This is a genomic window from Bacillus sp. JJ675 (genome assembly GCF_036963165.1).
Taxonomy (GTDB): Bacteria; Bacillota; Bacilli; order Bacillales; family Bacillaceae; genus Bacillus; species Bacillus glycinifermentans.
The window spans coordinates 1-15,095 of sequence record NZ_JBALMR010000014.1 but is presented as its reverse complement, the minus strand read 5'-3'; the positions used below and the strand labels follow the sequence as shown (position 1 = coordinate 15,095).

Genomic DNA, 15,095 nt, shown 5'->3' with positions numbered 1-15,095 from the left:
TACCGATATTATTTTCCCTTCTTCTCCGCCCGATAAAACGCATGAAACATCTTCATCGGCAAACGCTTCTCACTCCGGGATCATAACCCCGCCCTGATGTTTCTCTTTGATTTCAAGCCAGGTCCGAAGCGGCCGCCTGAGGATGGGCATTTCAAATCTTTTGCCGCAACTTTAAATAATTTCTTAGTCATGCCAATTAAAAAGCACCATGATTGATTAAAGATAAAATCTTTTTACAATTATGTCATGGTTTATCATGAAAATTATATTTTAATTTACTGCAAGTTAGATAAGGAGTGATCAAATGTCACGGATGGAAAATAAAACATTTAATTGCGAAAAAGAGTTAACGCTCAACATTATCGGAGGAAAGTGGAAAATGCTGATATTGTGGTTTCTGGGAAAAGAAGGTACGAAAAGGTTTGGGGAACTGAAAGCTCTGATGCCCGGCATTACTCAAAGAATGCTGGTGAATCAGCTGCGTGAATTAGAAGAAGATCATATTGTACATAGGGAAGTATATCCGGTTGTTCCCCCAAAGGTTGAATATTCTCTTACAAAACAAGGAGAAAGTTTAATGCCTATAATTGAGGCTATGTATGAGTGGGGTAAAAATTATATAGAAACTAATTTTTTTAAAGATGATAAATAGATGGTTGGCTTGAGATACTGTTTTGGAAACAGTATCTTTTTCTATACCATATGAGTAAAAGTATAGTATGTAAAAAAAAAGTGCGTACTATAAAGGTGTCATCCCTCTTGCTATACTCGTCTTGTAAGAGAAATATCAAGAGAATCATCCGCGGAATTCATATTGATAATTTAAAAACAGGGGTGACTTATAATTGGAATTACAGTTAGCATTAGATTTAGTCAATATACCGGAAGCCATCAAGGTGGTAAAAGAAGTAGAAGAATACATTGACATTGTAGAAATCGGTACGCCGGTTGTGATAAATGAAGGACTCCGTGCAGTAAAAGAGGTGAAAGATGCTTTCCCGAATTTGAAAGTGCTGGCAGACCTTAAAATTATGGATGCGGCCGGGTATGAAGTAATGAAAGCCTCAGAAGCAGGAGCCGATATCATTACCATTTTAGGAGCTGCTGAAGACATGTCTATTAAAGGCGCTGTAGAAGAGGCAAAAGCTCAAGGCAAAGAAATCTTGGTGGATATGATTGGGATTAAAGATATTAAAGCGCGCGCCAAGGAATTAGATGAATTTGGTGTGGATTATATTTGCGTGCATACGGGCTATGATCTTCAAGCCATTGGCCAAAATTCATTTGAAGACTTAATGACAATTAAGAATGTAGTAAAAAACTCAAAAACGGCTATTGCAGGCGGTATTAAGCTGGACACATTGCCCGCAGTCGTTAAATTAAACCCTGATTTGATTATCGTTGGCGGCGGTATTGCAAATCAAGATGATAAAGCGGCAGCAGCCGCAGAAATGAAGCAGATGATTCAACAATCATGACGACTTATGATTATTTACAAGCGATCATCGCAGAACTGAATCATGCAACTTCTCGTATTCAAGAGGAAGGAATAGAGAATTTAATATCCAGTATTTTATCTTCAGAAAAAGTGTTTGTTTCCGGTGCAGGCCGTTCTGGTTTCATGGGGAAGTCATTTGCTATGAGATTAATGCACATGGGTATTCATGCGTATGTTACTGGAGAAACAGTAACACCTTCATTTACAGAGAAAGACTTGCTTATCGTAGGCACAGGATCAGGAAAAACCGAAAGTTTGCTTCACATGGCGAAAAAGGCAAAAGATATCGGAGGTGCCGTAGCAGCAGTTACAATTACTCCGGACTCACCAATAGCTGAAGTATCTGATTATATCGTGCAGCTGCCCGGTTCACCGAAAGATACAGCGGCAAGCGATAAACAGACCATTCAACCAATGGGGTCGCTTTTTGAACAAACTCTTTTACTGTTTTACGATGCCGCCATATTGCGAATGATGGAGATGAAAGGGCTGAATACTCAGCACATGTATGGGAATCATGCAAATCTTGAATAGATATGTATTAGTAAAGAAAAGGCGCAAATTTCATAAGGGATGTTGCGCCTTTTTTCTGTGAAGGTGTAATTCAGTATACATTAAGAAATGGCTAATATGAAACATTACTTCTCCAAACTGTCGTCTTTACAAGAAGAACGCAACTACACTGTGGAAGATTTGAAAGCAGCAGGATTTTCGAGAAAAACCATTGAAAGTGTACTTGAACAACAGTATAAGATGTTAGACAAGCTCGGAGTAAAATGTGAAAGGATTGATTTGAAATGACTTTGCTCGATAAAATCAGCTCTCGTTTTTCAGTAGATGCACAAGAAGCTCCTGCAAACGAAGAAGAAATTAAATCATTAACAGAATTCTCGCCTATTAATGTACCATCTGATTATTTAGACATAGTGAGTGAAGCAACAGAAGTTGAAATAAATGTTTCTGGAGAAAAGTATATACGTATATGGAGCCCCGCGGGTTGTGTTGAAATGAATGAATCCTATGAAATACAAGACTACATACCAGATTCTCTTGCAGTGGGAGATGATGAAGGTGGAAATGCTCTTATTTATTTCGAAGGAAAAGGTGGTTTTGGGCTATATATAGTAGGCTTTGGAATTTAGACGCAGAAGAAGCTGTTAAAGTTGCTGCATCTTTAAATGACTTATTAATTAATGATATAGGAATAGAGAAAATATTAGAAAGTTAATTGGCTCCCGGAGGAAACCTGGCCAACAATCCATGATAACGAAATGCTTTAACTGCTAGAAGCCCTGATTATGGGGCCTTTTTCGTTTTGGCGTGTTAATCTTAAAAAAACACAGGAAGTCATTTTCACACGGCTCTTTATAATCTTTGCGTCCTTCTGGAGATTAGCCGGAGCCATATCTAAATCAAAAAAGCGAATAGCGCAAGGTGGTGTTAATTCGGTAAGGAGAATGAGTATGAAATTTAGAGATTTTTTGTCTGTTGATGATAAAAGGAAGCTTAATGCTTCGGCTGCAAAAATGAGCAGCTTTCCAGAAAAGATTGGGAAGAGATTATGGGAACTCGTAGAGACACATATAAAAAAGTGAATGGCCGAATCAGAAGGAAATAAAAGAAGAGATGTTCTTCAAAGAAGAAACATCGCAATTCAGAAACGGGGAGGGGATCCCCCTTTAAAATATAACCATTATTAAAATTGATAATACAAAAATGATTGTTTGAATGGGCATCATTTTTATAGTAAACAAACTCATATTTCAATTTTGTTGAATAGGATATATAAGAATAAAAATTTGTCCCAATTTCCAAAAGGCATCCTGCAGGGTGCTTTTTTGATTCTACCGGACATAAAAAACACACCGATAACTTAACCGGTGTATCAAGGCTGGAGAAGGAAAGGGTCTTCACATTCAATACGGTGTCTTTATTCTTTTCTTTAACCCGGACTCTAATTAAAAGGTGCTTTTTAAAATGTGCATGCTAGAGACTTTGCATTCTATTATATTTCTTTAAATTGGAAAAGGTGAATAAAATTTTTAGCGCCTTAAGTAAGCACCGGTTTAGACTAAACCGATGCTTAGCTAAAGGAGATATGAATTGGGATGCTTTTATTATGGTTTTTAAATATTTAAGTTATACACTTAATTTTTGGCGTTTATTAGGGATGCTTTTTTTTTGGAGGTAAGACATGACATTCGAGAAATACCTGTAGAGAAAATTAATCCGGCTCTATATAACCGCGAATCGATCTGCAGCCTGGTGATCCAGAATATGAAGCGCTGAAACAGTCTATAAAGCGTTTCGGAGCGGTGAAACCTTGTCGGCGGCCACCAGCGTTTTAAAATCCACATGGAAGAAAAGCCGCGCTCTCCCGGTGTCAGTACATCAATTAAGACACTGCAAGCTTGGAATGGCATCAAGAATGCAATCTGGTCAGAAGATTCGCGCTAAAATAAACTAAGAAGAGAGTCGGCAAAAACCGGCTCTTTTTTTTATCCTTTAGAATTTTTATCTTTAATGTCTTCTTAAAGTATTTATCCCCAAATATACAGCTTCCCATCCTAAAAGTTCCGTACATCGTTTTTGTCAATATGAAAATTATAAAGGGTGTAAATTAATTTTAAGGAGGAATTTTTTTGATGACAAAAAATCACAAACAACAAAGTCAGCAACAAAAAGAAAAGCAAAAACATTCTCAATTACTTGGATCAAATATTACGGACGCTGAGCTTGCCCAGGAACTTGGAGGTCTTCAGCAGCAGCTTGCGCAATTAAACCAAAATGTAACCCAATTAGGATCATCTCAACAACAAAGCGTCCAAGGTCAAGCGCAACAAGGTTCTCAAAATCAAATGAAGCAACAGATTCAGCAATTTGGTTCTCAATCTCAACAGCAAATCCAGCACGCTGATCAAAAAATTCAGCAAAATATCCAGCAAGCTGACCAACTGCTTCATCAAACTCTTCGAGGGATTCAAACTAATCAGGCAATGAACCAAGTGAATCAAGCGGTTCAACAGGCTCAACAATCATTAAATCAACAAGGTCAGCAGGGACAGCAAAGTCAACAAAATCAGCAAAACCAACAGTTTCAACCGCCATTACAGTAAAGATATTCTGTACAGAAAGAAAAGATACTTTAAAACGGCTCTTTAGGCGAGGGGGAAGTCGTATTCTTCCTCCTCTTTAATTTGAAGGAGGATTTTTGTGATTTGATTTTCAAATCTATCGACCATCACCTCATCAAGCATGTATTCCTCATATGCATAATCACCCATCTGCATTCCATTCTTTTCAATAAAGCGAATGATTCTGCGGTAGGCATCTTCGGCTTCGTCACCTTTTTGGTATCCAACAGCATACAGACCTTTTGGCCTCACGTGATAGTTTATCTTCTCTATTCCTTCTTGTATTTTTATAAAAAAGTAACTGTAATTATAGAAGTCTTTTTTAAGAATTTGTTCACGTGCTAATATTCCGCCGACCGGATATCCCTCATCTAATTCATGTAATTGACCATAGTGAATAAGTTCTGAAATGGCCGTAATGTATTTTCGTTCCGGTAAGTTTAATGTTTTTCGGCTAATCATAAATTTTTCTTCATCTAAATATTGAAGAGAAACAGAGGAAAAGTCTGTTTCAAGTACTTGTTCAGTCAACTTCACTTTCGTCTGTATGATCGTTTGTAAATGTTTGAGTTTTTTGATTTTGCTCTCAATTTCAAAAGACTTTTCTTTGAGAATTGCAACGATATCCTCTGGTGTTTTCCCTTTTAAAAGCTGCTTTATTCTTTTTAACGGAACACCAACCTCCTTAAACAAACAAATGACTTGAAATAGCTCGAATTGATTATAGGAATAATACCTGTATCCGTTCTCTTTTTTTATTTCGGGAGATAACAGGCCAATCTCGTCATAATGAAACAGGGTTTTTTTTTTACGTTGCAGAGCCTTGCAAATTCACCTGTTGTGAAATATTTTTTAATATCTTCGCTCATAACAAACCTCCTTGACAATAAGGTAACCATATAGTTTATGATGCTCATTGTACCTGAAGGAAGGGTTGATTAACAACGAAAAGGATAGATAAAAATGGTTTCAATATCGGATAAGATGAAAAAATCTAACCCATTCAGATTATTTCTTTCTTATTTAATCCCCTCTTGTATCGGGATGTTTCTCATGGCAGTAAATATTTTAATAGATGGACTGTTTATCAGTCGTGGGGTAGGATCGGAGGCTTTAGCTGTCGTTTACATTACCGTGCCTATCGGGATCGGTGGGGCTGCGCTTTATTCCATTGCTCTTGGAGAAAGAAACCTACAAAAAGCCAATCACATTTTTACACATTCCCTTGTGGTTGTTTTTGTTATTACCGGCATTTTTGCATCGGTTTCTTATTTTTATGCTGAATGTATTGCGAAAGCACTTGGTGCATCAGGAGACATTTTATCTCTTGCATCCAGCTATTTGAAGATCATTTTGGCATTTGCAATTTTTTATGTTCTGGAAAATACACTAAGCATTTTCATCCGCAATGACGGTAATCCTAATTTAGCGATGACAGGACTCGTAAGTACGTCCATTTTTAATATATTATTAAATTATGTCTTTATTTTCAGGTTGAATATGGGGATCGCTGGGGCAGCGTACAGCACTTCTCTCGCTACTGTTCTCGGTTTTCTTGTCCTGCTAACACATTTCCTGCGAAAAAAAGTGTTCTGCGGATTAATGGTTCCAAGCCGAATGGGAAAACGATGCGCAGCATACTGAAAACGGGTTTGCCGAGTTTTATCATCGAGGGCTCGTGCTTAACGCACTCATTCAGTACATTGCTAATTTATATTAGTGTAAGAAGATTAATTTTAGCCTTTTTCATAACAATACACATGCTTTGCGCCTCTAACAAAAAATTCGGTTTTAAATAATGGGGAACTGGATTTTAATGACGAAAGGTAATGGAAAAAGTAATACTTAAGCAATTTCGTCTTGACTATGCGGTAACCATATACTATATGGTGTTAGTTGTAACCAATTATTTTTTTCGACAAACAAAGGAGAGAGATAAAGTGAAAGGGAAAAGAGTGATTAAAGAGATAGGTTGAATTTTACTCTTTTTTCCTTTTTGCCATAAACGGTAAGGGAGTGATTGAATGAAGTCAGAATAATAAGTGTTTCAAACTGAATTAATGAGACTGAACACGAAAGGAGAATAAATTATGACAATTTCGTCAAATATTGGTCGTGAAGCGCCTCAACTTGACTTGTTTACTTCTGAATTTAAAGAGAAAGCCTATCCGTTTTACGCAAAACTCAGGGAGTATGATCCCGTTTATCGTTTCACCCTTCTTAATGGTCAAATTGCTTGGCTTATTACACGATACGAAGATGCACAGACAGTATTAAAAGACGACCGATTTATTAAGAATCCACATACAATGTTGAGCCAAAAACAAATCAACAAGATGTTTCCCACTCTGGAAAGAGATTTACTCATTAATCACATGCTGAGTTCTGATCCTCCAGATCATGCTCGCTTGCGTAACTTAGTTCATAAAGCTTTCACACCAAAAATGATTGAGGAATTGCGTGATCGAATTCAAGAGATTACTGACACTTTACTGGATGAAGTCCAAAACAAAGGAAAAATGAATCTAGTTGATGAATTTGCTTTTCCTTTACCTATCATTGTGATTTGTGAAATGTTAGGAATTCCCCCAGAGGACCGTGATCAGTTTCGGGAATGGTCTGACACTTTAATTGAGGCCTCTAACCGTCCCGAGAAAATTCAGAAGGCTCGCCCAACGTTTCAATCTTTTATTAAATACATGGGTCATCTGATTGAAGATCGGCGAAAAAATTCGACTGAAGACCTTGTTAGTGCTTTGATTCATGCTGAGACTGAGGGAGAAAAACTTACAGAAAAAGAATTGTATTCAATGATTTTGTTGTTAATTGTTGCTGGACATGAAACGACGGTTAACTTGATTGGAAATGGTGTATTAGCTTTGTTGCAGCATCCAAAACAACTGGAAAATCTCAAGAGCAATCCTGAACTTATCTCATCCGCAATTGAAGAAGTATTACGTTTTTACGGACCTGTAGAGTTGGCAACTAATCGATGGGCAGGTGAAGATGTTTTAATACATGAGAAGTTGATAAGGAAGGGAGATATGGTTGTAGTGGCTTTAGCTTCGGCCAACCGTGATGAGTCAAAGTTTGAAAATCCAGATTTATTTGATATTACTAGAAAGAATAACCGTCATCTAGGCTTCGGCATGGGAATTCACTACTGTCTGGGTGCGCCATTAGCCCGACTTGAAGGTCAGATTGCCCTTCTTACTTTACTGCGTAGAATGCCTAATCTACAGCTAAATACAGATGCTAAAACATTAAAATGGCGTCCAACTTATTTGATGCGGGGATTAATTGAATTACCAGTTATGTTTTAATGTCATTGGGATTGGCTCGGTTTTGGTGAAAAAGACTCAGACAGCCAAACGAGTTGAATGAATTATTTAAACAATATGATATGACCATAAATCTCCGTGTTATTCTGACAATTAGTACGAACAAAAAAGAAAAAGTAATTTAAATAATTTTCGTCTTAGCTATACGGTAACCATATACTATATGGTGTTTGTGTAACCAAAATGAAAGTTTTTGGAATAAACAAAAGGAGGGAAATGAAGGGGAAAAGTGTAATTAAAGGGATAGGTTTATATTTGCTTGCTTTTTGGCTAGTCATTGGAATGCTGATTCCATTTTCACCGGTAGAAGCGAAACAAATAAATAAACCTGAAGTAACTAGTCATGTTTATAAAGGGTTAAAGGATTGAAATATCCGCAGGTCAATAATGTTCAAAATAGTTCGTTCGAAGAGAATATGAACAACGATTTTCTTAAACACATTCAGAATTCTTACAAACAATATAAATTTAATCAAAAAAAAGGGGGAAATACCACTATAAGACTGATTATCAAACCTCATTTAAGGTGAAGTTTTAAAATGGGATAGCAGTGGTATTTCAGGAATATGAAGTAGCACCCTACGCTGCGGGTAATCCGGTTGTAAATATTCCTCAATCCATATATAAATAAGAAATAGGAAATGCAGCTGTCACCTGATCAGCTGCATTTCCCTTTGTTTTTTTATTAGAAGACAAAATGGGATACAAGGTTATCTGTGAGAACAATGGAATTCTAGGATTGTTTTTTAAATGTTCTAAGTCACTGTTGATGTTTTCTAAGCCATTGCTTCTCTTTCACAAATAAATTTTAAAGCTTTGCAAATCATAAGCTGTTTCGTAATTGGTCATTTCATAAAAATTGGAGGGATCGACAGCTTTGTCTGTCGATATATCGTTTGTTTTTAGTGCATCTAAATGGCTTCCCAAGATTAGATTAATTTAAAAATTATTTTGTTCTTTACCAATAGCAGAATCATTAATGAATCCTAATCTACCTCCCACTACTTCTTTTACTTCGTGGATGACAATAAAACAATTAGGATCAATTTCTTGCACATTCTTTTTAATCTTTAACAGTTCGTTCTTCTTAATCACAACGTAGATAATTCGTTTATCTCGATTGGCATAGTATCCGTATCCATAAAAAATGGTTGCCGCTTTCCCAAAATTACTAGTAATGACCTGTGCAATTTCTTCATATTTATCAGACATAATAGTCATTGCTTTCTTATTGTGGAAACCCAAAATTACTAAATCAACTACTTTTGAGTTTAAATAAATAAAAATAAATGTATATAGCATGTTATTGATACCGATGGCAAATACGGAAGATAATATAATGACACTATCCATGAAAAACATGCTTTTTGAAATATTATAGCCTTTTGTATAATTTAATAAATAAGCTAAAAGAGTAGTTCCACCGACAGATCCATCAGCAATAAAGATTAAGCCTAGCCCAGTCCCCATTACTAACGCACCGAACACAACACCTAAAACCATATCGTGAATACCAAATGGGATAAGGCTTAAAATACTAAGGAAAACAGAAGTCATAACCGCACCTAATACAGTATAAAAAATCGACTTTTTCACTAAAAATTTATAAGCCAGTGCCATTAAAATAAGGTTAATAATAAATGTACTAACACTTGTAGGAATATGAAATAAATAATATAAAACAAGAGCTATACCAACTGTACTTCCGTCTCCTAATTTATTTGGAATAATGAAAAATTCAATAGATGCTGCATTGAGAAATGCTCCAATAATATTAAAAGAACATCTTTATGAATTGACTTCAATGCGAGAACCTCCTTCACAGTAAGTGTTTTGTTACACAAACAACAAAAATAAAAAAACACCTAAAAATTAGTGATTTAAAAAAATAAAGAGTATCAGAAAAAATTCGGAATTACAACGTTAAGCTTTTCAAGCTTACTTAAGAACTGGCTTGCTGGTATAGCTATTTTCCTCAAAATACTGAGTTTGTAGAACAGTTCCGGACATTAAACCTCAAACTAAAAAAGAACATTAGGGCAATTTTGTAGTGACCGATAGGAATAGAAGCCCACCTCGCAAGAGATGGGGCTTCTGTACTGTTTTGTCAACGGTCGAAGAGGTTTTGTCAAAAACCTCTTCATATTTAAAAAATATTATTTCATCGCCTGAACGATAAGCGCTGTCAAAGCCTCAGAACCTTTTGGCACCAGGTGCACACCGTCAGGAGTAAAATATTCGGGATGCTGAAGGGCTTCACTATGCCAATCAACCAATTTAACATTTTGGCGGCTATTTGCCTGTCGGCGTAATGACTCGTTCACTTTTCTCTCCCATTGGCGGGGCACACGTGTATTCACAAGATAAATACGGGCTTTTGAGAAAGAGTCAAGGAGTGCATCCATTTGCTTGTTTGTAAAATAACCGTTTGTCCCTAGCTCTATAATGACAGAGTTGTTAGGCTGATTAAACGATGCATATTTTGATGTTAATTGAGATGTTTCTGATACTTGTCGTCCTTCCTTTCCATCTACCGTAATATGGGGAAATCTACGGCGAAGGTTTGACTCGATGTCAAGCAAGATGGAGTCGCCGATGGCTAGCACATATTTACTAGACTCCTTCTGCTTCTGCTTCTGCTCCTGCTCTGTTGTTTGCTGTTCTCGATTCTCGGTTTGTTGACCGCTTGAGTTTGCCTGTTCCTCGGTTTCTTTTTGATCTTGCTTTGCATCTGTTTCACCTTTTTCCACAGGCGGCTGATGTGAACTAGTGGGTGCTTCTTGGGAGGACCGGTCATTTATCAAATGTGTCTGTTTATTTTTTACAGTGACTCCGGAAAAACCCGCTAAGAAAATAATAAAGGCGACAAAAAGTAGTCCCATTGACATTTTGCTGATTGGAGAAGACGTTTTCCATTTCACAATCCTTTTCAGAAAAACGCGACGGAAAAATACTTGAAAGCCATCCTCTCGAATCGGCTTTTCAATGAACCGATGGGAAAACTCAGCGAGAATCAGCGTTACGGCAATCCTAATAACATTATGCCAATAAACCGGATTTCCAATCTCCTGAACAGGTGTGCTCAATACGATGACAGGGTAATGCCAAAGATAGATGCCGTAAGATCTCGTTCCAATCCAGCGCAGTGGTTTCCATGAAAGTAGGCGCCCCAAAAAGCTGCTTGGATGACTGACACATGCAACCAGAATAGCAGCGACGATGCTGATCAAGAACATGCCGCCATGATAAAGGAAGGGAGAGTATTCATGAACGAAATAGATACATAGGATCAATATCACAAAAGCGGCAAGCTCAGTTCTGCGCAACACATGCTTCAGTCTCCTTGGCAGCCTGTTTGAAGACAGCCTTTTCATCGGCCATACAAGAGCTAATGCGCATCCGATAAGCAATTCAAAAGAGCGTGTATCCGTTCCGTAGTAGACACGGCTTGGATCTTCGCCAGGAACGTACAGCACACTCATCCAAACAACCGAACATAGTGCGAGCAATAAAACCGCCATCGCCAGCTTGATTCGTCTTTTGCATATATACATTCCCACTCCTAGGATGATAGGCCAAACGATATAAAACTGTTCTTCAATCGCCAATGACCAAAGGTTCTTTAAAGGTGAAGGAGAACTGAAATTTTCAAAATATGATAAATCATGAAAAATAAACCACCAATTACTGGTGTAAATTAAAGAGAAGAACGCATCTCCACGTACAGTATGCAGCAGCTCCTGTTTGAATAATACAACCCATATGACAGTCGCGATAATCATAAGGAATGCTGCTGGCACAAGCCGACGCATCCGCCGGATCCAAAAGTCGCGGAAATCCAAGTTGATGTTATTTCCATACTCCGGTAATATCATTGATGTAATTAGATAGCCGGATAAAACAAAAAAGATATCGACTCAGATGAAGCCTCCATTGGCCCAATTAAAGTTTAGATGATAAGCGATGACCGCCAGAACGGCAAAGGCCCGGAGTCCATCTAATCCCGGTATATAGCGGTGATGTTGTGTCTTTTCTAACATGATATACCTCCAATACATGTAAATAGTAATTCATGTTGTTTTGCCATCCCTCTTATTGAATCCGATAATAGACGTAAACGGGGTGGCTTTTTGTTTCCTCATAAGCTTGCCAAATAAGCGAGAGGCCACATCAGAATCTTTCTTTTCGGACGATGCTGAAGGCCTTGTCAACAATTTCATCAAGCTCTTTTGGAATAGGCACTTTTTGTACTCTTCTTTTAATTGTTCCAATTTTTTATCTATCAAGAAAGACCCTCCTGCGTCAAATGAATGCGCATAAGCTTTAGCCCTCTGCGTAGCCGAGTCTTGACAGTATTCACCTTGTCTCCCGTGACTTCGGCTATTTCTTTTATTTGCAGATCTTCGAAAAACCGAAGAACGATGATCGTTTTATATTGATACGGCAATTCTTCAAGCGCTTCGTGAAGGTCTATATCATGATAGATATCTTTCTTTCCCTCGCTTAAAAACTCTATTGTTTGGCAATCCATAGCCTTGAGTTTCCTTTGCTTTTTAAGAAAATCAATCGCGGTTCGTACTAGAATTTTATAAAACCAGCTTTTCATCGCATCAGGATTTCGAAGTGAATCGACAGAAGCAAGCGCTTTTTGGATCGATTCCTGAACAATATCTAAAGCATCTTCTTGATTTTTTACATAACTGTAAGCCAGCCAATAAAGATCTTTTTCTCTGTCAGTTACGTATGCAACAAGTGACGCTTCGACTGTTTGTTTCTTCATTGCAAAAAAGCTCCTTTTCTATGTTTCCTTTTATTTCAACACCTTTCCGTATACTACAACATATTTTTATATTACAAATAATTTTCATATGTTACGGTTTGTTTTCATTAGTTGCATTTTAATGATAAATGTTACAATTTCGATATTTTCCTCGTCCATTTTTTCATATATCACAATAAAAATCAAGGATTTATTCTTGTTAATTCTATGATGAGAAAGTACATTTTCCCGAAAAGAATTATTAGCTTGTTGGCGGTCTGAAATTAGGTATGGTCTCCTGCGAAACGGAAGGAAATATGATGGGTTTGTAGGTTTCTTTCTCCGAGAGGAATAGAATAAAGCGCAGCCCACTGATCCCGATAGGCACGGTAATGTAAACGGCAGCTAAAGCTCCGATCCTACCCCATCCCACGATTGATAAGCAGTCATCTATTAAAATATTAACTGCCATAAGAAACATCCCGATACAAGAGGGGATTTAATAAGAAAAAATAATCTAAATGGGTTAGAATTTTCATCTTACCCGACATTGAAACCATTTTATCTATCTTTTTCACTGTTAATCAACTCTTCTTTCAGGCACAGCACAATGAACATCATAAACTATATGGTTACCGTATAGTCAAGGAGGTTTTTTATGAATTTGCAAGGCTCTGCCATGTAAAAAAACAAACCCTGTTTCATTATGACGAAATCGGCCTGTTTTCTCCCGAAAAGAGAACGGGTACAGGTATTATTCCTATAATCAATTTGAACTATTTCAAGTCATTTGTTTGTTGTTCTGTTAAAAAGAATAAAGCAGCTTTTAAAAGGGAAAACACCAGAGGATATCGTTGCAATTCTCAAAGAAAAGTCTTTTGAAATTGAGAGCAAAATCAAAAAACTCAAACATTTACAAACGATCATACAGACGAAAGTGAAGTTGACTGAACAAGTACTTGAAACAGATTTTTCCTCTGTTTCTCTTCAGTATTTATTTGTAGTTTCTAAGAGAGGAACATAATTCATTCAGATGACGGGGTCGACCCTAGAAAGAGTCATCCGAATGAAGTTCAATTTCAAAAAACTCTTGACATTCCATTTTTTTAATTGAAAGTGACAAAAATTTAAACTGTAGACAGAGCGATACTCTGCCTGTTTTTTTTAAAAACTCATTATGATAGAATCTGTAATGTTGTGTTTGAAAAATGGCCTTTATGGCTTTTACATAGATTTAGTATGGAGAAAAACGGAGGTATCAGATTTGAAAAGAAAGAGAATCAAGCAGCTGATCATGTTTGTTGTTGCTTTTGCTGTAGCTGCAGGTACTTTATTTCCTATGTCAAATGCAAAAGCTGCAGATGATCCAATTAATGTAAACGCTAAGGCGGCAATTTTAATTGAAGCTTCATCGGGAAAAGTTTTATACAGCAAAAACGCCGACCAGCGTCTGCCTGTTGCCAGCATGGCTAAAATGATGACGGAATATCTTCTTTTGGAAGCGATCCATGAGGGTAAAGTGAAGTGGGATCAAAAATATACACCAAATGATTATGTCTATGAAATTTCTAAAGAACGTTCATTGTCCAACGTACCGCTTCGCAAAGACGGCTCTTATACCGTAAAAGAGCTTTATCAGGCGACTGCGATTTACTCGGCAAATGCAGCGGCAATCGCGCTTTCAGAAATCGTTGCCGGTTCTGAATCAAAGTTTGTAGAATTAATGAATAAAAAGGCAAAAAAACTGGGAATGAAGAATTTCAAATTTGTAAACGCGACAGGTTTGGAAAATAAAGATCTTCATGGAAAACATCCTAGAGGAACAAGTGTTGACGAAGAAAGTGAAGTGTCTGCAAGAGACATGGCGGTTCTTACAGCCCATTTAGTCAACGATTATCCTGAAATCCTGGACACCGCAAGCATTGCAAAAACAAAGTTCAGAGATGGCACAGATGATGAAATGGACATGCCGAACTGGAACTTTATGCTGAAAGGCCTTGTTCAGGAATATGAAGGCGTTGACGGGTTGAAAACAGGATCAACTGACTCGGCAGGATCATGTTTTGCCGCCACCGCTAAAAGAAACGGAATGCGCGTGATTTCAGTAGTCTTTAACGCAAAAGGAAGCCTTCACACTGGACGTTTTGTTGAAACGAAAAAAATGCTGGACTATGCCTTTAAAAATTTCTCTATAAAAGAGATGTATGCAAAAGGCGCTCAAGTGAAAGGGAATGAAACGCTTAAAGTCAACAAAGGCAAAAATCAAGAAGTCGCGATCGTAACAGATAAAGCTTTTTCAATCCCTGTGAAAAACGGAGAAGAGAAGAACTATAAGGCAAAAGTAACACTTGATAAGAAAGAGC

11 protein-coding genes and 5 pseudogenes are annotated in these 15,095 nt (G+C 37.3%); 11 read left to right on the top strand and 5 right to left on the bottom strand.

Annotation, left to right across the window (positions count from 1 at the left end):
• Positions 1 to 304: 304 nt before the first annotated feature.
• The 6 genes and pseudogenes from V7126_RS03840 (at position 305) to V7126_RS03815 (ending at position 4,614) form a co-directional block, all read left to right on the top strand.
• Complete coding sequence (locus tag V7126_RS03840; RefSeq protein WP_046131564.1) at positions 305 to 652, top strand: winged helix-turn-helix transcriptional regulator; 348 nt, start codon at positions 305 to 307, stop codon at positions 650 to 652.
• Positions 653 to 845: 193 nt separating this feature from the next.
• Positions 846 to 1,478: a 3-hexulose-6-phosphate synthase gene (gene hxlA, locus V7126_RS03835; protein WP_046131565.1), complete on the top strand. Its 633-nt coding sequence runs from the start codon at positions 846 to 848 to the stop codon at positions 1,476 to 1,478.
• Positions 1,475 to 2,032 carry a 6-phospho-3-hexuloisomerase gene (gene hxlB / locus V7126_RS03830; RefSeq protein WP_046131566.1) on the top strand — a complete coding sequence of 186 codons (558 nt, stop codon included), beginning with the start codon at positions 1,475 to 1,477 and terminating at the stop codon, positions 2,030 to 2,032. The genes hxlA and hxlB overlap by 4 nt, the downstream gene beginning before the upstream one ends.
• 263 nt (positions 2,033 to 2,295) lie before the next feature.
• Positions 2,296 to 2,726, top strand: a pseudogene (locus V7126_RS03825) (SMI1/KNR4 family protein).
• 235 nt (positions 2,727 to 2,961) lie between these two features.
• Entirely contained in the window at positions 2,962 to 3,093 is a 132-nt protein-coding gene (locus tag V7126_RS03820) for a hypothetical protein (protein ID WP_272901851.1), read from the top strand.
• Positions 3,094 to 4,143: 1,050 nt separating this feature from the next.
• Positions 4,144 to 4,614: a hypothetical protein gene (locus tag V7126_RS03815; protein WP_175076576.1), complete on the top strand. Its 471-nt coding sequence runs from the start codon at positions 4,144 to 4,146 to the stop codon at positions 4,612 to 4,614.
• Between the two features lie 42 nt (positions 4,615 to 4,656).
• Here V7126_RS03815 and V7126_RS03810 read toward each other — a convergent pair.
• Positions 4,657 to 5,501: pseudogene (locus V7126_RS03810) on the bottom strand (MerR family transcriptional regulator).
• Between the two features lie 94 nt (positions 5,502 to 5,595).
• Here V7126_RS03810 and V7126_RS03805 point away from each other — a divergent pair.
• From V7126_RS03805 to V7126_RS24035, 3 genes are all read left to right on the top strand, one after another.
• Entirely contained in the window at positions 5,596 to 6,276 is a 681-nt protein-coding gene (locus tag V7126_RS03805; RefSeq protein WP_309245928.1) for an MATE family efflux transporter, read from the top strand.
• Positions 6,277 to 6,722: 446 nt separating this feature from the next.
• A complete protein-coding gene (locus V7126_RS03800; RefSeq protein ID WP_335496768.1) occupies positions 6,723 to 7,955 on the top strand; it encodes a cytochrome P450 family protein in 1,233 nt (410 codons plus the stop codon).
• Positions 7,956 to 8,523: 568 nt separating this feature from the next.
• A complete protein-coding gene (locus tag V7126_RS24035) occupies positions 8,524 to 8,604 on the top strand; it encodes a DUF3298 domain-containing protein (protein WP_373688031.1) in 81 nt (26 codons plus the stop codon).
• A gap of 308 nt (positions 8,605 to 8,912) precedes the next feature.
• Here V7126_RS24035 and V7126_RS03795 read toward each other — a convergent pair.
• The 4 genes and pseudogenes from V7126_RS03795 to V7126_RS03780 form a co-directional block, all read right to left on the bottom strand.
• Positions 8,913 to 9,778, bottom strand: a pseudogene (locus V7126_RS03795) (YitT family protein).
• 351 nt (positions 9,779 to 10,129) lie between these two features.
• A pseudogene (locus V7126_RS03790) lies at positions 10,130 to 12,013 on the bottom strand (acyltransferase family protein).
• Between the two features lie 30 nt (positions 12,014 to 12,043).
• Positions 12,044 to 12,259: a hypothetical protein gene (locus V7126_RS03785; RefSeq protein WP_335496767.1), complete on the bottom strand. Its 216-nt coding sequence runs from the start codon at positions 12,257 to 12,259 to the stop codon at positions 12,044 to 12,046.
• Positions 12,256 to 12,753, bottom strand: a complete 498-nt coding sequence (locus V7126_RS03780; RefSeq protein WP_335496765.1) for an RNA polymerase sigma factor — start codon at positions 12,751 to 12,753, stop codon at positions 12,256 to 12,258. The genes V7126_RS03785 and V7126_RS03780 overlap by 4 nt, the downstream gene beginning before the upstream one ends.
• 618 nt (positions 12,754 to 13,371) lie before the next feature.
• On the opposite strand from V7126_RS03780, the pseudogene V7126_RS03775 reads away from it, so the two are divergent.
• Both V7126_RS03775 and V7126_RS03770 read left to right on the top strand, forming a co-directional pair.
• A pseudogene (locus tag V7126_RS03775) lies at positions 13,372 to 13,744 on the top strand (MerR family transcriptional regulator); the annotation flags it as partial.
• Between the two features lie 282 nt (positions 13,745 to 14,026).
• Positions 14,027 to 15,095 (top strand): D-alanyl-D-alanine carboxypeptidase family protein (locus tag V7126_RS03770; RefSeq protein ID WP_438823789.1); only part of this gene is annotated, 1,069 nt, incomplete at its 3' end.